The organism is Kitasatospora herbaricolor, assembly GCF_030813695.1.
GTDB lineage: Bacteria > Actinomycetota > Actinomycetes > Streptomycetales > Streptomycetaceae > Kitasatospora > Kitasatospora herbaricolor.
In genome coordinates this window covers 5,753,042-5,772,904 of the sequence record NZ_JAUSVA010000002.1, presented here as the reverse complement: position 1 = coordinate 5,772,904, position 19,863 = coordinate 5,753,042, and the positions used below count along the sequence as shown (strand labels likewise).

The following is a 19,863-nucleotide window of genomic DNA, read 5'->3' as shown; positions in this document are numbered from 1 at the left end:
GGCGGGGACCTCTACGGCGGCGAGTCCGCACACTCGCTGCGGTGATTGCGCTGCAATCCTACGGGGGCGCCCGCGGCGGGCGCAGCCGGGAGCGCCGTCCGGGGGCCCGGACGGCGCTCGCGCAGGGTCAGGCCGGGTTGTTGATCAACTGGTTGATCAAGGCGTCGGCCTCCTTGGTGGCCTGGTCCACCGACTTGCCCTTGAAGATCGAGTTCAGCATGTTGACCAGCACGTTCTGCTTCTCGATCGCGCCCCAGCCCGGCGCCAGCGGGGTGAACCAGGCGTCCGGCACGGCGTTGGCCGCGGCCGCCGTGGCGGGCTTGCTCTTCAGCGGCTCCAGCTGGCTCAGGTTGTTCGGCAGGATGTCCTTGTCCGCGAGGAACTGCTCGGACTTGGTGCTGGTGAACATCCGGATCCAGTCCGCGGCGAGGTCCCGGACGGGCGACTTGGCGGTGACCGCCAGGTCGGAGCCGCCGATGAAGGAGGGCAGCGGCTTGCCGCCCGGGCCGGGCATGGTGGCCACCTTGACCGCGTCCTTCAGGGTCGGGTCGCCGGTGACCGGGGCGACGGCGCTGCCAGCCTCCCAGCCGTTGCCGTAGAGCACGGCGGCACGCTTGCGGGCGAGGACGGTGGCCTGGCCGCTCTCGTTGACCGTCAGGTCGTTGTGGTTGTACTTCTGCACCAGGTCGACGAAGTGCTGGACGCCCTGCTGGGACTTGGGGTCGTTGAGCGTCCCGTGCCAGTTCCCGGCGCTGTCGAAGCGGGCGATGGCACCGCCGTAGGCGGCGACGTAGCTCATGGCCGCGTACCAGTAGGGGCCGGGCAGGTAGAGCGCGGAGTAGGTCTTGTCGGCCTTGTTCTTGTCCGCGACCTTGTCGAGCGCGGCGCGCAGGTCGTCCTCGTTCTGCGGGAGGTCCGCGGAGCCGGTGGCCTGCTGGAGCATCGCCGAGTTGTAGATGCCGACGCGGGCACCGGCGTAGTACGGGACGCAGAACAGCTTGTCCTGGTAGGTGCAGGTGTTGACCAGGCCGCGGATCCAGTTGTCGGCGTTGTCGAAGCTGGCCTTGTCGACCGGCGCGAGCGAGCCGTTGAGGATGTACTTCATCGTCTCGGTGTTGCCGAGCTCGACCACGTCGGGGGCGGCGCCCTGCTCCAGCGCGCCGTCCAGCTTGGCGACCTTCTGGGTCCACTCCTGGTAGGCCAGCTTCAGGGTGACCTTCGGGTACTTGGCGGCGAAGTCGTCGTTGACCCGCTGCACCAGCTCCGGCCAGCTGGTCTGTGCGTCGTTCATCAGCCAGACGGTGACGGTGCCCGTCATCTGCTTGGGGTCCGCCGCCTTGGTGGCCCCGTCCTGCGCGGGGCCGGCTCCGGAACCGCATCCCGCGACCGAGGCGGCGAGCGCCGCGATCCCGAACATCGCCATGAGCTGACGCTTCACGTCATCCTCCCGAGGGTGCAAAAAAATGTGCCCACCGACGGCGTGTTCGAGCCACCGGGATCACCGAGGTGGGCAGCGCGGAGCCTGGGAGGGTCAATACCACATCCGGCCAGGATTGGTTCAGACCAGATTCCTGGAGCTTGGCCTAGACCACTCCGGGTGTCAACGCTCAAATGGCCTACTGCAACGTGCCGTTGCAGACCTGTTGTGAGCCGTTGCCCTCCGTCGCCGCATCATCACCATAAGTAGAACTTAAGGCAGCCTTAAGGCCCACTTGAGGGAACACCGTCACACCGGGATGGGAGGAACGTCACAGAGCGCCGAAAACGGACCAGGGGCCGTCGGAGGAATCCTCCGACGGCCCCTGGCCTGAATGAGACGTTTCGTCAGCTCGCGGTCTGCGGCTGGCCGGTGAGCACCTCCACCGCGGCGAGTCCGCAGACCCGCGCGGCACCGTGGGTGGCGATGTGCAGCGCGCCGACCGGAGCGGCCTGCGGCACCCCCATCTCCACCACCAGCGCGTCCGGACGGGCCGTCACCAGCCGGTGCAGCGCCGCGGACATCCAGTCGTGCCGGTGGGTGTCACGGACCATCAGCACCAGCCGGCGGTCCTGGGCGCCCGCGAGCACCCTGGCGACCAGCGCGTCCAGCCGCTCCGGAGCCGCGTCCGCCGGGCCGAAGTTCTCCGCCCGGGTGCCGGGCAGGCGCGCGGCGAGCATGCCCGCCACGCCCCACGGGGTCTCGTCGCCGACCGCCACGTTCGCCTGCGGGGAGAACGAGGCGACGTACGGACGGTCCGTCACCGGGGCCACCGGGCGCCCGGGCGCCCGGACCACCCGCAGGGCCCGCCGGGCGGCCTGCAGGCCGATCGACAGGTCCGGCTCACGGCGCTCGCCCTGGGCCTCGATCCGGGCCCAGCTGCCGAGCCTGCGGACCCGGTCCGCGGCGTCGGCCAGGCGCTCCTCGGAGAGCCGGCCGGAGCGCACCGCCGCCACGATGGCGTCGTGCAGCTGCAGGACGGTCTCCTCGTCGGCGTGCTCGCCGCCGACGCAGATCGCGTCCGCGCCGGCCTCCAGGGCCAGCAGGGTGCCCTCGGAGGTGCCGTAGGTGTCCGCGATGGCACCCATCTCGATCGCGTCGGTGACGATCAGGCCGTCGTAGCCGAGGCCGCCGTCCTCCGGCCGGGCCCGCAGCAGGCCGCTGAGCACGGCCTTGCTCAGGGTGGCCGGCAGGCTCGGGTCGAGCACCGGGACCATGATGTGGGCCGTCATCACGGCCTTGGCACCGGCCGCGATCGCCGCCTTGAACGGGACGAGGTCGCGCGAACGCAGCAGGTCGACGTCCACGTCGACCACGGGCAGGCCGTGGTGCGAGTCGACGGCGGTGTCGCCGTGGCCGGGGAAGTGCTTGGCGCAGGCCGCCACACCCACCGACTGCAGGCCCTCGACCCAGGCGGCGGTGTGCCGCGCGCAGAGCTCGGGGTCGGCGCCGAAGGAACGGACCCCGATGACCGGGTTGCCCGGGTTGGAGTTCACGTCCGCGGACGGCGCCCAGTTGTAGTTCACGCCGCAGGCGGCCAGGGCCCGGCCGAGCTCGCGGGCGACGTCCCGGGTCAGCGCCGGGTCGTCGACGGCGCCGAGCGCGAGGTTGCCCGGCCAGGACGAGCCGGAGCCCGTCTCCAGGCGGGTGACGTCGCCGCCCTCCTCGTCGATGGCGACCAGGATGTCCGGGTTCTCCGCGCGCAGGGCGGCGGTGAGCTCGGCGAGCTGGGCGGTGTCCGTGACGTTGCGCCCGAACAGCGCCACCGAGCCGAGGCCCGCCGCCAGGTGCCGGCGGATCCAGTCGGGCGGCGTGGTGCCCACGAAGCCGGGCTGGAGCACGGCGAGGGCGTCGCGGTGCAGCTGGTCGTTGACCGTGCCGCTGGGGATCAGGATGCTCACGGTCGTCAGCCCTTCACGGCGCCGGCGGTCATCCCGCCGACGGCCTTGCGCTGCAGGAAGACGAACAGGATCAGGACCGGGACGGCGAACAGCGAGGAGGCCGCCATGGTCGCGCCCCAGTCGTCGCCGAACGCGCTGCGGAATCCGGTCAGCCAGAGCGGCAGGGTCTGGCCGCCCTGCTTGTTCAGGATCAGGACCAGCGGGTACTCGTTCCAGGCGGTGATGAAGCCGAACAGCGAGGTCGACATCAGGCCGGGGGCGAGCAGCGGGAAGACCACCTTGACGAAGGCCTGGACCCGGGTGCAGCCGTCCACCATCGCGGACTCCTCCAGCTCCTTGGGCACCGCGGCGATGAAGCCGCGCAGCGTCCAGATCGTGAAGGGCAGCACCATCATCATGTAGAAGATGGTCAGCGGGAGCAGGCTGTTGAGCATGTCGTTGTCGCGGGCGATCAGGTAGACGGAGATCGTCATGACCTCCCAGGGCGCCATCTGGGCCGCCATGATCACCAGCACGAAGGTCTTGCGGCCGCGGAACTTCATCCGGGCGACGGCGAAGGACGCCAGGGTGGCGATCACCAGCGAGGCGAGCACCGCGCCGACCGTCACCACGAAGCTGTTGCCGACCATCGTCCAGAAGCCGTCGGCGTGCACGGCCCGGTCGAAGTGCTCCAGGGTGCCGTTCAGCGGCACGAACACCGGGGTCTTGCTGACGATGTCCGTGTTCTGCTTGAAGGCCGTGGAGACCATCCAGTAGACCGGGAAGATGAAGAAGACGAAGAGGACGACGGCGATGGCGTTGGGCCAGCTGCGTCCGATGATCGAGCGCCTCACAGCTCGTCCTCCTGCTTCAGAATGATCCGGAAGTAGTACGCCATGAGCGCGCCGAGCATCAGGATCGTGAGCACGGCGATCGCGGATCCGGTGCCGTAGTGGTTGTTGCTGACGCCTTCGATGAAGGCGTAGACGGGGAGGGTCTCGGTGAGCCGCTGGGGACCGCCCATGTTCATCGCGAACACCTGGGTGAAGGCCTTGAAGACCCAGATGACCTCAAGGAAGGTCGTGGCCAGGAAGAACGGCTTCAGGCTGGGGAAGATCACCGAGCTGAAGATCTTCAGCGAGCCGGCGCCGTCCATCCGGGCCGCCTCGTAGAGCTCGGTCGGGATGGTGGTCAGGCCCGCGTACATGTTGAAGGCCACGAACGGGATCGAGCCCCACACGATCAGCAGGATGATCACGAAGAAGGTCGAGTACTGGTCGCTGAACCAGTTGTAGTCGAGCATCCCGTGGAAGCCGAGCTTGTCCAGGAGCCAGTTGACCACGCCGTACTTCTGGTCGAAGAGCCAGGTGTAGACGGTGGTGCTGGCGACGATCGGCATCGCCCAGGCCAGGATCAGCGAGGCGGACAGGAAGAGCCGCATCCACTTGCCGAGGCGGTTGAGCAGCAGCCCGACCAGCGTCCCGCCGACCATGATCAGGACGACGTTGACGACGGTGAAGGCGACCGAGCGGCCGGTGGTGTGCCAGAACTCACCGTTGGACAGCTGCTCGGTGTAGTTCTCGAAGCCGTTCCACTCCGTCAGGTGCTGCACGAGCTGGCGGCTGTTGAGGTTCTGGAACGAGACCAGGACCGTCTTCAGCAGCGGATAGCCGAGCAGGAACAGCGTGGCCAGGATGGCCGGCAGCAGCAGCAGGTACGGCGCGATGCGGGTCAGCAGGCGCGGACCGGCCGTGGGTCTGCCGTTCGTGGGGGTGCCGCCCGCGGTGGGCGGGGCGATCTGCTCAGTGGCGGCCATGTCAGCCTTCCCTGATTCCGGGGACCGTGTCTGCACCCGCTCCGAATGCACAGCCATCGTTCTCTCTTCCTAACAACCTGGCCACGACGGGTAGGCGGCGCCGCTCACCGGTCCGTGGGGGACCGGTGAGCGGCGCCGCTCAGTGTTACTGCTTCGCCGCGAGGCGCTTGGTGATCTCCTCGTCGTACTTCTTGGCCGTGGCGTCGTAGTCGCCGCCCTGGAGCACGGCGGTCATGAACTCCTTGATCGGGTTCGGGTTGTTCTCGACCCCGGCCCAGGCCGCGATGTTCGGGGTGGTGGCGCCGTTGGCGGAGGCCGCCAGGGCCGCCTTCGCGAAGTCGCCGACGACCTGGCTGTTCAGCGAGGCCTTGTTCGGGATGAGGCCGGAGGCGGCCATCTGGCCCTCGAACTTGTCCGAGAGGGCGATCTTCAGGAAGCCCTTGGCCAGGTCCTGGTTCTTGCTCGCCTGGGCGACGGCCAGGTTCGAGCCACCGAGGAACACGCCGGACGGCTTGTCGGCGGTCTTGCCCGGGAGCGGGAAGACGCCCCACTTGTCGGCGGTCATGTCCTTGGCCGCCGGGGCCTCCCAGCCGAGGCCGATCATGGAGGCGATGTCACCCTTGGGGAAGAGCGTCATCTGCTGCGGGTTGGCCTCGTCCTTGTCCTTCGGGGCGGTGGAGAAGCTGGCCAGCTTCTGGTAGGTCGCGAACGCGGCCTTCGCCTCGGGGGAGGACAGGTTGCCGACGTACTTGTCGCCGTCCTTCTTGACGAGCTTGCCACCCTCGCTGGTGATCAGGCCGAAGTAGGTGTACCACTCCTGGCCCGGCAGGTAGATGGCCTGGGAGACGCCCGGGGTCGCCTTGAGCTTCTCCAGGTCGGCGTAGTACTCGTCCAGGGTCTTCGGCGGGGCGGCGATGCCGGCCTTGGTCCACAGCTCCTTGTTGTAGATCACGGAGCGGTTGGTGAAGTACCACGGGGCGGCGTACTGCTTGCCCTCCAGCACCGAGGACTCGTTCAGGTTGGCGGCCCAGTCGCTGCCGCCCAGGGTGGCCTTGTCCTTGGTGAGGTCGACGAGGCCGCCGGTGGCGGCGTAGCCGGCCGTCTGGGTGTTGCCGAGCTCCAGGACGTCGACCGAGCCCTCGGAGAGCGCGGTGGTGACCTTCGGGCCGATGCCGTCCCACTTCTGGACCTGGATGTTGAGCTTGGCGCCCGGGAACTCCTTCTCGAAGTCCGCCTTGACGCCGTCCTGCCATGCCTGCGGCGCAGAACCGTCCATGAACCACGCGGTCAGAGTCTTGCCGTTGTAGTCCTTCGGCTTGGCCGCGTCATCGGCCTTCTTGCCGTCGGAGCCACAGGCCGCCAGACCGACGACCATTGCTGCGACGCCGACCGCCGCGATGAGCTGACGCTTCACGCCATCCTCCTGAGGGATGCCAGGGTTTCCCCCCATCGGTGGCAACGGCAGACCCACGCAAAGCGGTAGGAATGGTGCCGCGGACCCATGGGACGGGTTGGGATTCATAGCTGCTGGCCTGCAGTGGTGTAGACCAACTGCCTGGAGCTTGGCCTAGACCAATGGGCGTGTCAACGGTCCTCGGACCAATCCGGACCACCTGTTATCAAGCCGACACCGCTCATCGTTCATCGTGTGATGAGGTATTCGTTCCCCGGGCATACATGCAACGATGTGTGCCGTTGAACAAGGTGGCGGGGCCGGTGCGGCTCCGCGAGGAGCAGGAGATACGGCCGATGACCACCGACGGGGGCAGCACAGCCCAGGTGAACGACCCCCAGGCGAAGAGCCTCGCGGTGCAGCCCTCCCCCGCGGGCGCCCGGGTTCCCAAGTACTACGGCCTCAAGCGGCACCTGCTCCAGCTCACCGAGACCCAGCCGGCCGGCACCCCGGTGCCCCCCGAGCGGGCCCTCGCGGCACAGTTCGACACCTCCCGGACCACCGTCCGGCAGGCCCTGCAGGAGCTGGTGGTCGAGGGGCGGCTGGAGCGCATCCAGGGCAAGGGGACGTTCGTCGCCAAGCCCAAGGTCGCCCAGGCGCTGCAGCTCACCTCGTACACCGAGGACATGCGCGCGCAAGGCCTGGAGCCCACCTCCCGGCTGATCGAGGTCGGCTACATCACTGCGGACGACCGGCTCGCCCCGCTGCTGGACATCAAGCCCGGCGGCCGGGTGCTGCGGATCGAGCGTCTGCGGCTGGCCAACGGCGACCCGATGGCGATCGAGGTCGCGCATCTGTCCGCCAAGCGCTTCCCGGCCCTGCGCCGGAACCTGGTCAAGCACAACTCGCTCTACACCGCACTGCGCGAGGTGTACGGGGTCACCGTGGCCGAGGCCGAGGAGACCATCGAGACCACGCTGGCCAACCCGCGCGAGGCCGGCCTGCTCGGCTCCGACCTCGGCCTGCCGATGCTGCAGCTCTCCCGGCACTCCTTCGACGCCGAGGGCGCCCCGGTGGAGTGGGTCCGGTCGATCTACCGCGGCGACCGGTACAAGTTCATCACCCGCCTGCAGCGACCGGAGTAGCCGGCCCCGGGGACTCCCCCGGCAGCACTCCCGCACTGCCTCCCCCGGCGCGCGGACCGTCCCCCGGTCCGCGCGCCGGCGCGTTCCCGGCCCGCGCGCCGGGAAGGCGGACGGGCCGCGGACGGGCCGCGGAGCGGGCACCGGGCCCGGCACGCGGTGCCAGGGCGCACCCGGGCGGACACCGATAGTGGGGGAGTTCCGTGAATCGGGTGACATGGGTCACGCCGTGCTCTACATTCCGCAGCTGTAGTGACTGCCGATCACCAGTGGTGCTGCTCGGCGGGTCCAGGGTGCCCAGGTGCCCGGGACTGCGGCGCCGACGAGGTGACACCTCTTCAGCCGGAGCCGCAGATGTCCGCAGATCTCGAAGTGCCCGAACCACTGCCCGGGCCGCCACCCGCGCCACTGCCCGCCGTGACGCCCGAGCGGGTCCTGGCCGGGCTCAGCCTCGCCGTGCCGGTGGTCGCCATGCTCTGGGTGGCCTCGTACACCAAGGCCGACCCGCAGGCCGGCGGCGTGCCGTTCTTCTACTGGTACCAGCTGCTCTGGGTGCCGGTCTCGGCCGTCTTCACCTTCGCCGCCTACCTGCTCGTCAACCGTGACGAGAAGGCCCGCAAGGCCGCCCGGGCGGGTGGGAAGCGATGAACAACGGCGTCAACGTGACCGCCCTGGCGGTGTTCGTCCTCTTCTTCCTGCTGGTCACCGTGATGGGCTTCATGGCCTCCCGCTGGCGCAAGGCGGACAACGCCCTGCACCTGGACGAATGGGGGCTCGGCGGCCGCAGCTTCGGCACCTGGGTGACCTGGTTCCTGCTCGGCGGCGACCTCTACACCGCGTACACCTTCGTCGCCGTGCCCGCGGCGGTGTACGCCACCGGCGCCGCCGGCTTCTTCGCGGTGCCGTACACGATCATCGCGTACCCGCTGGTCTTCCTCTTCCTGCCGCGGCTCTGGTCGGTCTCCCGGGTGCACGGGTACGTCACCCCGGCGGACTTCGTCCGCGGCCGCTACGGCTCCAAGGCGCTCTCCCTGGTGGTGGCGCTGACCGGCATCCTGGCGACCATGCCGTACATCGCGCTCCAGCTGGTCGGCATCCAGGCGGTGCTGGACGTGCTGGGCGTCGGCGGCGGTGCGGGCAGCAACTGGTTCGTCAAGGACCTGCCGCTGTTCATCGCCTTCGGCGTGCTGGCCGCCTACACCTACTCCTCCGGGCTCCGGGCACCGGCGCTGATCGCCTTCGTCAAGGACGCCCTGATCTACATCGTGATCATCGTCGCGGTGATCTACATCCCGATGCGGCTCGGCGGCTACGGCCACATCTTCGACACCGCCGCGCAGAAGTTCAGCACGCCCAAGTCCCCCGGGTCGCTGATCCTCGCCGAGAACAAGCAGTGGACGTACGCCACGCTGGCCCTGGGCTCGGCACTGGCCCTGTTCATGTACCCGCACTCGGTGACCGGGGTGCTGGCCTCCAAGTCGCGCAACACCGTGCGCCGCAACATGGCGATCATGCCGGCCTACTCGCTGATGCTGGGCCTGCTGGCCCTGCTCGGCTTCATGGCCATCGCGGCCGGGGTGGGCAGCGGGGTCAAGGGCTTCAACGCGCAGCTCTCGGTGCCCCAGCTGTTCGAGAACATGTTCCCGGACTGGTTCACCGGGGTGGCCTTCGCCGCGATCGGGATCGGCGCGCTGGTGCCGGCCGCGATCATGTCGATCGCGGCGGCCAACCTGTTCACCCGCAACGTCTACAAGGAGTTCATCCGGCCCGACGCCACGGCGGCGGACGAGACCCGGGTGGCCAAGCTGGCCTCGCTGCTGGTCAAGGTCGGGGCGCTGGCCTTCGTCCTCACCATGGACAAGCAGGCGGCGATCAACCTGCAGCTGCTCGGCGGCCTGTGGATCCTGCAGACCTTCGTCTCGATCGTCGGCGGCCTGTTCACCCGCTGGTTCCACCACTGGGCGCTGTTCGCCGGCTGGGCGGCCGGCATGGTCTACGGCACCTACCAGGCGTACGGCATCGCCAGCCCCGCCACCAAGCACTTCGGCGGCAGCGCGGCGAACATCCCGGTGATCGGCGAGATCGGCTACATCGGGCTGACCGCGTTCGTGCTGAACCTGGCGGTGGCGGTGGTGCTGACCCTGGTGCTGCGGGCCCTGAAGGCCCCGGTGGGCACCGACGAGACCGACCCGGACGACTACGGCGCCGAGGCCGGCGATGCGAGGACGCAGAACGCGCCGGTGCCCGCGGCGGCGCATTGACACGTCCTGCGCGCGCCCTGTGATCGCGCCGTCATCTCCGTGAACACTGGAGGTGACGGCGCGATCATATGTATGAACGGCTGTCGGTGGATCCGACGACAACGGGGAGAACCGGACATGGCAGAACTCGGCACCACCCTCAACGGCCAGCACCGGAGCACGCCCGGGCTGCGGCTGCCGTCCGTGCTGATCGCCACCCGGCACGGGGAGTCCACCGCGAACGTGGAGTTCCAGCTCGCCGAGGCGGCGGGCGCGCTGAGCGTGCCGATCAGCTGCCGGGACGCCGACATCCCGCTCTCCATGCACGGCCAGCAGCAGGCCCACGCGCTCGGCCGCTGGTGGGCCGCCCTGCCCGCCGGCGACCGCCCGCGCAGCGTCTGGTGCTCGCCCTACGTGCGCACCGCCGAGACCGCCCGGATCGCGCTGGCGCAGGCCGCCGGGCTCGGCGCGGTGCCGATCTCGCTGAACATCCGCTACGACGAACGGCTCCGGGACCGCGAGCTGGGCATCCTGGAGATGCTGACCGGCGCGGCCATCGAGGCCAAGCACCCGGAGGAGGCGGCCCGGCGGCGCAAGATGGGCGAGCTGTACTACCGGCCGCCCGGCGGGGAGTCCTGGTCCGACGTGGCGCTGCGGGTCCGTAGCTGTCTGCGCGACCTCGGCGAGGAGGAGGACGGCAACCCCGTCCTGGTGGTCGCGCACGACTGCACCGTGCTGATGCTGCGGTACGTGCTGGACCGGCTGACCGAGCCGCAGCTGCTGGCGGTGGAGCAGGTCGCCAACTGCTCGGCCAGTGTCTGGCGCACCGACGGCGGACGGCTGCGGCCCGAGCGGTGGAACACCACCGGACACCTGGACCCGGCCGGCTGATCCGCCGGGACCGGCGGCGCCGGCGCCCGGGCCGGCGGCGGCCCGGGCCGGTCAGACCCGCAGCTCGGGCTCCCCCTGCCAGCCGCCGGCGAAGGTCCGGCGGTAGGCCAGCGGGGTGGTGCCCAGCCGGCGGCCGAAGTGGTGGCGCAGGGTCGCGCCGTTGCCGAAGCCGCAGCGGGCCGCGATCGAGTCCACCGGCTCGTCCGTGCCCTCCAGCAGCCGCTGGGCCAGCAGCACCCGCTGCCCGGTCAGCCAGCGGTGCGGGGTGGTGCCGGTCTCCTGCTGGAAGCGGCGGGCGAAGGTGCGCGGGGACATGTGGGCGCGGGCCGCGAGCTGCTCCACCGTCCACTCCCGGTCCAGCTGGTGACGCATCCGGTCGAGCAACCCGCCGAGCGAGGCGCCGTCCTCCTCGGGCAGCGGCCGGGCGACGAACTGCGCCTGGCCGCCCTCCCGGTGCGGGGCGACCACCATCCGGCGGGCGATCCCCCGGGCGACCTCCGCGCCCTGCAGCCGGCGGACCAGGTGCAGGCAGGCGTCGATGCCGGCGGCGGTGCCGGCCGAGGTGATCACCGGGTCCTCGTCCACGTAGAGCACGTCCGGCTCGACGACGGTCCGCGGGTAGCGGCGGGCGAGTTCGGCGGCGTGCCGCCAGTGCGTGGTGGAGCGCCGGCCGTCCAGCAGCCCGGCCTCGCCGAGCAGGAAGGCGCCGCTGCAGATGGAGAGCACCCGGGCGCCGCCCTCGACGGCCGCCCGCAGCGCCTCGACGAGGGCCGGCGGGTAGGAGTCGCGCAGGCCGGTCGCGGTGACGACCACCAGGTCGGCCCCGGCCAGCCGCTCCGGGCCGTGCGGCACGTCGATGCTGAAGCCGGCGTGGGTGCGGTGCGGCCCGGTGCGGTCGCCGGCCAGCGCGAACTCGTAGACCGGCAGGCCGTCGCCGCTCCGGTCCAGGCCGAACACCTCGCAGGCCACGCCGAGTTCGAAGGGGTGGATCTCCTCCAGCACCACGGCCACCACATTGTTCAGCATGCCGTCCAGGATGCCGCCCGGGCGCCGGGAGCACCAGGGATCGGCTGGCAGTATTTCGATGCGATCGGGCATTCCTGCCACTCGTGGCGCCGCGGCGCTCCCGCGAGAGTGGAGCCATGGACACCTCGACGCTCACGAACGCGCTCGCTCTCCTCGTCGCCGTCGGCGGCTTCGGCCTGCTGGGCCTGCTGGTCGGGCGGGACTTCGACCGCAACGGCCGGCACGGACGCGACAACTGGCACCGGCCCGGCGGCTATCCGCACGAACCGGCGCCCGGCGACCGACTACAGGACGGCCTGCCCGCCGCCTGCGACCGGGCTTCGGGCAGACTGGAGCCATGGACCTCGTCATCCGCCGCGCCGTTCCTGCCGACCTCGAAGCCGTCGGCGCCGTCACCCACGAAGCCTTCGTCGGCGACGGCCACAGCCCGGCCGACGGCCCTTACGCCGCCAAGCTCCTGGACGCCCGACCGCGGTTCGAGCAGGCCGAGCTCCTCGTCGCGGTCGATCCGGGCGACGGACGGCTGCTCGGCTGCGTGACCTTCGCGACCGGCGGCACCGAGTTCGCCGACATCGCCGGCCCGCACGAGGGCGAGATCCGGATGCTCGCGGTCGGCGGCGCGGCCCGCGGCCGCGGGGCGGGCGAGGCACTGGTCCGCGCCACGATCGCCCGCAGCCGCGAACTCGGCCTGACCGGGATGGCCTTCTCCACCCGCCCGTCGATGACCTCGGCGCACCGCCTGTACGAGCGGCTGGGCTTCCGGCGGGCCCCCGAGCGGGACTGGGAGGTCCGGCCGGGGGTGGAGCTGATGGTCTACACGATGACCTTCTGAGCGGTGCGCCCCGGCCACGGCAGCTGCCGGGGCCGGGGCGCAACCGCCGGGACCGTCCGCCCCGGCCACGGGCTCAGCCCTTGCCCTTGTTCCGCTCCAGCAGCACCAGCCGCAGGTTGGGCACGTTCTCGCTCCGCACGGTGTGGAACTGCTTGAGCTCCTTGGCCACCTTGTCCGAGACCCCGCCGTACGGCCGCCGGTCGGTGGCGCCGACCAGCAGCCAGATCCGCTGGACCCCGGCCAGGCACTTGGCGGGCTCCTCGCACTCCAGGGCGCCGAAGCTGCCGGCCTCCTGCGGGGTGACGCTGAGCAGGACGTCCTTGGGAGCCGGCAGGCCGCGCAGCTCGTACGCCAGGGCCCGCCGCATCGAACTGCTCGGGTCGAAGACCACACCGTCCCCCGGCCGCAGCCCGGCGCTGATCACCCGGGCCCCGGCCCGGGCGTCCATCTCCCCCGGCAGGTCGTCCCGCACCTCGGACTGGGACGGCCAGGCCACCACGGCGACCACAGCGAAGGCCACCACCAGCGGAGCCGGCCCCACCACCCAGCGCGGCGGCGTGTGCGAGGCGGTCAGCTGCGACACCAGCCCGGGCAGCCGGCCCACCACCGCGGCGGCGAGCAGCGTCCAGGCGGGCACCGTGAAGAGCAGGTACCGGGCCAGGAAGAGATGCAGCCAATGAGCCGTCAGCACGGTGGCGAGCACCGGCACCACCGCCCAGCAGGCCAGCAGGCCCACCGGCTGGCGCAGCACCAGCAGGCTCACCGCACCGATCACGCCCGCCAGCAGCAGCGTCCAGCCGAGCCCGGCCGAACCGGCCAGGTCGGTGAGGAGCTGGCCGAGGTCGTCCCAGTCGCGGTCGTTCCAGGCGATCTGGCCGCTCTGGCCCGCGCCCAGCAGCAGCAGCGGGCTGAGCAGCAGCACCGCGCCGGCCATCGCGACGGCCCAGCGCACCGGCAGCACCCAGCGGGCGCTGCCCGCCCGTGAGCGGCGCGCCTTCTGGACGACCAGCAGCAGGTGCCCTGGCAGGATCATCAGGGTCACCAGATGGGTCAGCCCCATCCCGACCACGGTGGCGCCGTAGCCCGCCCAGGCCAGCACCGCCGGGTCCTTGCGGAGCGGCAGGGGGCGTCCCCCGGGCGCCGTCGCGGGCGGGCCGGCCGGGCGCTCGACGATCCTGGTCAGCAGCAGGGTGCTGCCGGCGGCGGCCAGCACCGCGAAGGCGTACGGACGGGCGTCCTGCCCGTACCAGGTGATGCTGGGGCAGACCGCGAACAGCAGCCCGCCGAGGGTGCCCAGCCGGGGCGTCAGCAGCCTGCGGCCGAGCAGGGCCACCATCGCGGCGGCGCCGGCCATGGCGAGGGCGGAGGGGATCCGCAGCGCGGCCTCGGAGTCCCCGAACAGGGAGACCCACAGGTGCAGCAGCACGTAGTACGGCGCCAGCACCAGGTCCATGTTGGCGGTCAGCGCGCCCAGGTCGCCCCAGGACAGGGTGGCGGCCCACCAGCTCGCGTGCTCGTCCCGCCAGAGCTGGCGCTGCTGGATGCCGTACAGGCAGAGCGCCAGGGTGAGCAGCGCGGGCGGCAGGGCGACGGCCAGCGCCACCCGCCGGTCCCGGGCCGGCTCCCCCGGCTCCGGCAGGGCCGTCGCACGGACCGGCGCCGCAGGCACGGGGACGGGCGGGACCTGAGCCGGCGGGACCTGAGCCGGACGGAGCGGAGCGGGCGGGACCTGAGCGGGCGGGACCTGAGCAGGAGGGAGCACCGCGGAAGGCACCTGGGCGGGCGGGGCCGCGGGCGCGGGCCGGAACCGCCGGCCCGGTGCCTGGACCGGCGCCGCGGCCGGCGGGGCGACCTGGACCGGCGCCACGGCCGGCGGGGTCGCAGGCACGACCGGCGGGGCGACGGGCGCCACGGGCGCGACCGGCGGCGCGACCGGCGGCGGACCGGCGGGAGCGGGCACGGGGCGCTCGGGCACGACGGCGGCGGGCGCGGGCGGCGCCGGGGGCACGGCCGGCGCCGCGGGCGGTGTGGGCGCCGGAGCTGCGGGCGGAGCCGTGGCGGGGGTCGGCGGGGTGGCGGCCGCGGGCGGCGTCTGCGGCCGGGGCGGCCAGGCCGCGGACGAGTCCGCCACGTCGGTGGGGGTCGTCATCTCTACTGTTTCACCCAGATCCGGTAGTAGCCCGTCCCGCCGACGTGGGTGAAGGGCAGACGGCCCAGCAGTCGGTAGTGCGGGCTCTGCGCCACGGCCTCCGCGACGACCCGGTCGGTCTCCGGGGTGGCGACCCCGTCGAGCACGATCAGGTCGAACCAGCCGTCGGCGATGGCGGTGCGGTAGCCGTCGTCCGCCGAGTGCAGCTTGCCGTCCTTGTCGACGTAGCCGATGCCGTACGTCGAGGTCCACTGGCTCTGCAGGGTCAGGTCGCGCAGGTAGTACACCGGCACGTTGTCCGCCGAGGCCAGGTAGCGCCCGTTGGCGTCCACGTGCTGGCGCAGCACCGCGACCATCCGGCTGGAGTCGGGCCAGGTGTTGAACCGCCACTCCGACTGCGACAGGCCCAGCGAGAGCATCACCACCCAGAGCAGGATCCCCAGTTGGGGGTGCCGGAAGTGCGGGCCGATCAGTCGTGCCATACCGATGCCGGCGATCGGGGCGGCGAACAGCAGCCCGAAGCCGATGTGCTTGTAGAGCGCGACCGACGTGTGCAGGTGGATCTGGTACGCGGGGGCGAGCAGCGCGGTGCCGGTGAGCAGCAGGCCGAGCATGATCCGGCGCTTGCGGCCGGGGCCGGTCAGCGCCAGGGCCAGCGGAGATTCGTTCATCCGGCCGCGCACCGCGTACGCGATCGCGCCGCCGCAGGCGGTGAGGAACATCAGGCCGCCGAACTCGGCGGACTGCCTCAGCAGTTCGGTCGCCTTCTCGGTGCCGTGGGCCCGGGCCGTGGTGGTGGCCTGGACACCGCTGAGCACGTCGGTGAAGGTCAGCCCGGCCCAGAGCAGTCCGCCCGCCCCGCCCCCCAGCAGCAGGCCGCGCAGCAGCGGCTGCCGGGCCTTGTTGCGGATGCCGGTGAGGACGGCGAGCAGGACCAGGCTGGGCAGGTAGAGCGCCGAGGCGTACTTCAGCCCGACGGCCAGCACCGCCACCGGAGCGGCGAGCACGACCACCGCCGCCGGCGCCCGGTCGGTGCGGACCACGATCCAGATCGACAGGGCCAGCAGCAGCACGGCCGGGGCGTCGTAGGTGGCGAAGAAGCCGAGCACCACGGTCGACTGGGTGACCGCGAACATCGCCGCCGCGCCGAGCGCCACCCGCTCGTTGAAGAGCCGCCGGCTGAAGCTGTAGAGCAGCGCGGTGGCCCCGAGCATGCAGAGCAGGCTGAACACCCGGACGCCGACCATGGCGAAGTGGTTCTCGACCACGGCCGCGACGATCGGGTAGAGCATCGGGGAGCCGGAGAAGTAGCTGTTGTAGTCCTTGGGCAGCGCGGTGCCGTACAGCAGGTGCGACAGTTCCGCGTGCCCCGCGTACATGTACAGCGCCTCGTCCTGGAAGGCGGTGTTGGAGAGTCGGACGGACAGCGCCGCCTGCAGTCCGAGGATGGCCAGCAGCAGGGCGCGGCTGACCCAGGAGCGGCGCCGGCCCGGGTCGAGCGACCAGCTGGCCTCCGGCACCGGGGCCAGGGTGTAGCGAGGGGCGTCGTCCTGCCCGTCCCGCTGGGCGGGGATGTCGGCCAGGGCCGGCACCTCCTCGGGATGCCCGGTCGCGCCGGACTCCTCGGGCGCCTCCCCGGCGGCCGCGGGGTGGGGCTCGGCCCGGTGCTCGTCCGACAGCTCCTCGTCCGGCCGGTGCCCGGCGGGCCGGTCCTGGCCCGCCCGGGCCGCCCGGGCCGCGGCCCGGCGTGAGCGCCCGGCGGCCGGCCCGGGCAGGGCGTTCGCGGACGGACCGTCCTGCGGCAGCTCGTCCCCGGGGGGCTCGTACGTCGCCGGCTCGAACGCGTCGGCCCGGTACGGGCCGTCGGCGTACACCCCTGGCTCGTAGAACGCGTCCTCGTACCGCGCGTCCCCCTCGCGGTGCCCGTCCTGGCGGTGCCCGTCCTGGCGGTGCCCGCCCTGGTGGGACGCCCCGGTGCGGGCACCGTCATGGCCCAGGCCGCCGTCGAAGGGGCCGCCGGCGAAGGGCGCGCCGGCGAAGGAGGCGTCATCGGAGGGGGCGCCGCCGAAGGGCGTGTCACCGGCGGACGCGCCGAACCGGCCGTCGTCGAAGGCACCGTCGTCGTGCGGGCCCGGTCCGGTGGCCGTCGGCCGCTGGGCCTGGAACCAGGAGCCCCCGGGATCGGGCCGGCGGACCGGCTCCTCGATCAGGGACTCGTCGGTGCCGGGCCGGTCGGCGGCCGGCAGGCCCTGATCCGGGTTCCCGCGCCGGCGGCGGCCGCTGTGCGGAGGGGAGGACGTCATCAGGGACTCTTCACATCGAATCCGTAGCGGCCGTCGGAGACCGCCTGTTTGAAGGAGGAGAGCGCCTGCGGATCGCTGTCGATCCGCCAGTTCGTCTCCTTGTTGATGTTGAACCAGATGAACCCGAGACAGTCCGGGCGCTTGATCACGTTGGCGGCCAGGTTGGCGATGTCGGCGGGCTTGCGCGCGCCGGGCTCCGAGCCGGTCTCGGCGATCAGCCAGGGCTTCTGGGTGAAGGTGCGGATCTGGGTCAGCGTCGGGGTGTAGAGGGTGTCGAAGGTGCCGGCCTCAAGGTGGGTGTAGTACGCCACGATCCCCACCCAGTCGACGTAGGTGTCGCCGGGGTAGTAGGGCTTGAGGGCCACGGCCGGCATCGGGTTGATGCTGTTCGGGCTCCACACCCAGATCACCTGGCCGACGCCGAGCTGGGCGAAGACGTCGTGCAGGTGCTGGTAGGCCGCCACGAAGTCGGCGGCGGTGGCGTGCTTGGTGCCCCACTCGTACCAGCCGCCGTTGAACTCGTGCGCGAAGCTGATCGCCACCGGGACGTTGGCGTTGCGGATGCCCGCCGCGTACCGCTTGACGTAGTCGTCGCTCTTGCCGGCGGCGATGTCGGCGAGGCTGACGGTGAACGGCTCCCAGGCGATGTACGGCAGGGCGCCGCTGTCCCAGGCGTTGCGGGCGCCCTTGGAGTCGTACTCGTCGCCCCAGCCGGAGTAGAACTCGATCATGTTGGGCTTCTTGCCGGCCTTGGCCGAGAACTCGTCCACCGCGGCCATCGAGAGCGGCGCGCCGTCGGCGGCGATCCCGAGGTACTTCTTCGCCGGCTTGAGCAGCGGGCGGACGTCGTACGGCAGTCCGGTGGCCTCGGCCGGCGCCGCGGCCGCACCGGTGGCCCCGGGCGCCGCGGCGGCGCCCGAGGCGGCCGCCGCGGACGGGGTGGGGCCGATGTTCTTCTCGCCGAGCAGGTCGCAGGCGGCCAGCGGGAGGACCAGGGCCGCGACCGCGATCAGGCGGACCAGCACCGGGAGCCGGCCCCCCGGGCGGGTGTTGCTGTCTGTCATGCCACTGCGTCCTGGGATCGGGGCTGGATGAGTATTCGGCCGACGGTGACGGCGTAGAACAGGCCGGAGGAGAGCACGAGGGCGAAGTCCGGCGGGTGCATGGTGAACATCCGGTAGACCGCGGCGCCCACCCAGACCACGGCCGTCCCGCCGCTCCAGAAGATGACGCCCCACCAGAAGCGCCGCTGCTTGTCCTTCTTCGCGCCGTTGGAGCCGGTCGGCTGCCAGCCCATCTGGCGGCCGCGGACGAGGTCCCAGATGGCGAAGAAGTGCGACCAGCCGTACATCATCCGGCCGGCCCAGGCCTCCAGGCGGTAGGGCGCCCGGTGCCACAGCGGGAAGATGACGGTCGCGTAGACCAGGCTGGGGATGACCAGCACCAGGTGCCTGACCTCCAGCAGCCTCGGCTGCAGGACGAGCAGCATGATCGGCAGCATCGGCAGCGCGAAGGTCATCAGCGCGGTGTGCATGTAGTACAGGAACCCGGAGACGTAGCAGAGCCGGGTGGTGAAGCCGAGCTTCGCCTGCCAGAACTTCTTGCTGGTCAGCAGGGACATCGAGCCCATGCACCAGCGGTACTGCTGGTTCTGGAAGGCGCCCGCGGTGTCCGGGCAGACGCCGGTGGAGAGCGCCACCGGGATGTACTGCAGGTCCCAGCCGAGACCGCGCAGGTCGAAGCCGGTGTGCACGTCCTCGGAGTGCGCGATGAGCGTGGTGCCGCCGTTCTCGGCCAGCGCCTCGCGCCGGTACACGGCGCAACTGCCGACGCAGATCGCGCCGTTGTTGCGCTGCCGGGCCACCTGCACCGAGCGGTAGAACAGCTCCTGGATGGCGCCCGCGCCGCGCTCGATCCAGTTCTGCGAGTCCAGGACGCGGAAGAACTGCGGCGACTGGACGATGCCCAGCTTCGGGTCCCGGTCCATGTACGGCAGGACCTCGTCCAGCAGGTCGTGGCGGGGCGCGAAGTCGGCGTCCAGGATCAGGATGTACTCGCCGTCCGAGCGGTCGAACCCGTAGTGCAGGTTGCCCGCCTTCTTGAACCAGCCGCGGTTCTCCCGGACGCCGTAGCGGAACCCGAAGTCGGCGGCCATCGCCTCCACCGCCGGGCTGGCCGCGTCGTCCAGGACGTACGGCATGACCAGACCGGGGTAGTGCTCGGCGAGCTTGCGGACGTGGGTCCAGGTGTTGTGCAGGGTCTCGATCGGCTCGCCGCAGACCGGCAGGAACACGTCGACGGTCGGGTACTCGGCCGGGGTCCACTTGCGGACCAGCCGGCGGTGCTCCTTGAGGTCGAAGTTCGGCGTGAAGCTGTTCACCCGCAGGGAGACCAGGTAGTACACGACGGTGAAGACGAGGAACGGCACGCAGAGCCAGAACCACGAGCCGACCCGGAAGAGCTCGACCTGGCTGATCACCAGGCAGACGAAGCTGATCACCGAGCAGAGCGTCAGCACCCACTGGTTGCGGACGGTGTAGTTGTACTTCTCCTGGGCGTTCGGGGGTGCCGGGAGCAGCAGGCCCGAGACGGGCTCCGACGCGTTCCGGCGGCGGCCGGACGACTTGCGTCTTCTGCTGGGCGCACTGGTCGCGGTGCTCACCGCGCGGTACCTCCTGGTAGCTGCGTTCCGCGTGCCGGAGCGAACTGACCAT

Annotated in this window: 15 protein-coding genes; 5 read left to right on the top strand and 10 right to left on the bottom strand. The window is 71.4% G+C overall.

Annotated elements, in window-relative coordinates:
• Positions 1–127: 127 nt before the first annotated feature.
• The 5 genes from J2S46_RS25580 to J2S46_RS25560 form a co-directional block, all read right to left on the bottom strand.
• Positions 128–1,438: an extracellular solute-binding protein gene (locus J2S46_RS25580; RefSeq protein WP_191289452.1), complete on the bottom strand. Its 1,311-nt coding sequence runs from the start codon at positions 1,436–1,438 to the stop codon at positions 128–130.
• Between the two features lie 386 nt (positions 1,439–1,824).
• Positions 1,825–3,378: a glycoside hydrolase family 3 protein gene (locus tag J2S46_RS25575; RefSeq protein ID WP_229912601.1), complete on the bottom strand. Its 1,554-nt coding sequence runs from the start codon at positions 3,376–3,378 to the stop codon at positions 1,825–1,827.
• A 5-nt stretch (positions 3,379–3,383) separates the two neighbouring features.
• Positions 3,384–4,211 carry a carbohydrate ABC transporter permease gene (locus J2S46_RS25570; protein ID WP_191289451.1) on the bottom strand — a complete coding sequence of 276 codons (828 nt, stop codon included), beginning with the start codon at positions 4,209–4,211 and terminating at the stop codon, positions 3,384–3,386.
• Complete coding sequence (locus J2S46_RS25565) at positions 4,208–5,173, bottom strand: carbohydrate ABC transporter permease (RefSeq protein WP_229912600.1); 966 nt, start codon at positions 5,171–5,173, stop codon at positions 4,208–4,210. Before J2S46_RS25565 ends, J2S46_RS25570 begins: the two co-directional genes overlap by 4 nt.
• Before the next feature lie 145 nt (positions 5,174–5,318).
• A complete protein-coding gene (locus tag J2S46_RS25560) occupies positions 5,319–6,587 on the bottom strand; it encodes an extracellular solute-binding protein (protein ID WP_191289449.1) in 1,269 nt (422 codons plus the stop codon).
• 335 nt (positions 6,588–6,922) lie between these two features.
• Between J2S46_RS25560 and J2S46_RS25555 the strand changes: the two genes are divergently transcribed.
• The 4 genes from J2S46_RS25555 (at position 6,923) to J2S46_RS25540 (ending at position 10,839) form a co-directional block, all read left to right on the top strand.
• Entirely contained in the window at positions 6,923–7,711 is a 789-nt protein-coding gene (locus J2S46_RS25555) for a GntR family transcriptional regulator (RefSeq protein WP_073926360.1), read from the top strand.
• Positions 7,712–8,062: 351 nt separating this feature from the next.
• Complete coding sequence (locus J2S46_RS25550) at positions 8,063–8,356, top strand: DUF3311 domain-containing protein (RefSeq protein ID WP_191289448.1); 294 nt, start codon at positions 8,063–8,065, stop codon at positions 8,354–8,356.
• Positions 8,353–9,969 carry a monocarboxylate uptake permease MctP gene (mctP, locus tag J2S46_RS25545; protein WP_191289447.1) on the top strand — a complete coding sequence of 539 codons (1,617 nt, stop codon included), beginning with the start codon at positions 8,353–8,355 and terminating at the stop codon, positions 9,967–9,969. Before J2S46_RS25550 ends, mctP begins: the two co-directional genes overlap by 4 nt.
• 117 nt (positions 9,970–10,086) lie before the next feature.
• Positions 10,087–10,839, top strand: a complete 753-nt coding sequence (locus tag J2S46_RS25540) for a histidine phosphatase family protein (protein WP_191289446.1) — start codon at positions 10,087–10,089, stop codon at positions 10,837–10,839.
• 51 nt (positions 10,840–10,890) lie between these two features.
• Here the strand turns inward: J2S46_RS25540 and J2S46_RS25535 are convergent, their stop codons facing one another.
• On the bottom strand, positions 10,891–11,865 hold the full coding sequence (locus J2S46_RS25535; RefSeq protein WP_191289445.1) for a helix-turn-helix domain-containing protein: 975 nt from the start codon (positions 11,863–11,865) through the stop codon (positions 10,891–10,893).
• A gap of 337 nt (positions 11,866–12,202) precedes the next feature.
• On the opposite strand from J2S46_RS25535, the gene J2S46_RS25530 reads away from it, so the two are divergent.
• Positions 12,203–12,697 (top strand): GNAT family N-acetyltransferase, encoded by a 495-nt coding sequence (locus J2S46_RS25530; protein ID WP_073926196.1) that lies wholly within the window; start codon positions 12,203–12,205, stop codon positions 12,695–12,697.
• A 73-nt stretch (positions 12,698–12,770) separates the two neighbouring features.
• Here the strand turns inward: J2S46_RS25530 and J2S46_RS25525 are convergent, their stop codons facing one another.
• The 4 genes from J2S46_RS25525 to J2S46_RS25510 form a co-directional block, all read right to left on the bottom strand.
• Complete coding sequence (locus J2S46_RS25525; RefSeq protein WP_191289444.1) at positions 12,771–14,366, bottom strand: glycosyltransferase family 39 protein; 1,596 nt, start codon at positions 14,364–14,366, stop codon at positions 12,771–12,773.
• 482 nt (positions 14,367–14,848) lie between these two features.
• On the bottom strand, positions 14,849–17,149 hold the full coding sequence (locus tag J2S46_RS25520; RefSeq protein WP_191289443.1) for a glycosyltransferase family 39 protein: 2,301 nt from the start codon (positions 17,147–17,149) through the stop codon (positions 14,849–14,851).
• Positions 17,149–18,213 carry a glycoside hydrolase family 26 protein gene (locus J2S46_RS25515; RefSeq protein ID WP_191289442.1) on the bottom strand — a complete coding sequence of 355 codons (1,065 nt, stop codon included), beginning with the start codon at positions 18,211–18,213 and terminating at the stop codon, positions 17,149–17,151. Before J2S46_RS25515 ends, J2S46_RS25520 begins: the two co-directional genes overlap by 1 nt.
• On the bottom strand, positions 18,210–19,811 hold the full coding sequence (locus J2S46_RS25510) for a glycosyltransferase family 2 protein (protein ID WP_370882241.1): 1,602 nt from the start codon (positions 19,809–19,811) through the stop codon (positions 18,210–18,212). Before J2S46_RS25510 ends, J2S46_RS25515 begins: the two co-directional genes overlap by 4 nt.
• Between the last annotated feature and the right edge of the window lie 52 nt (positions 19,812–19,863).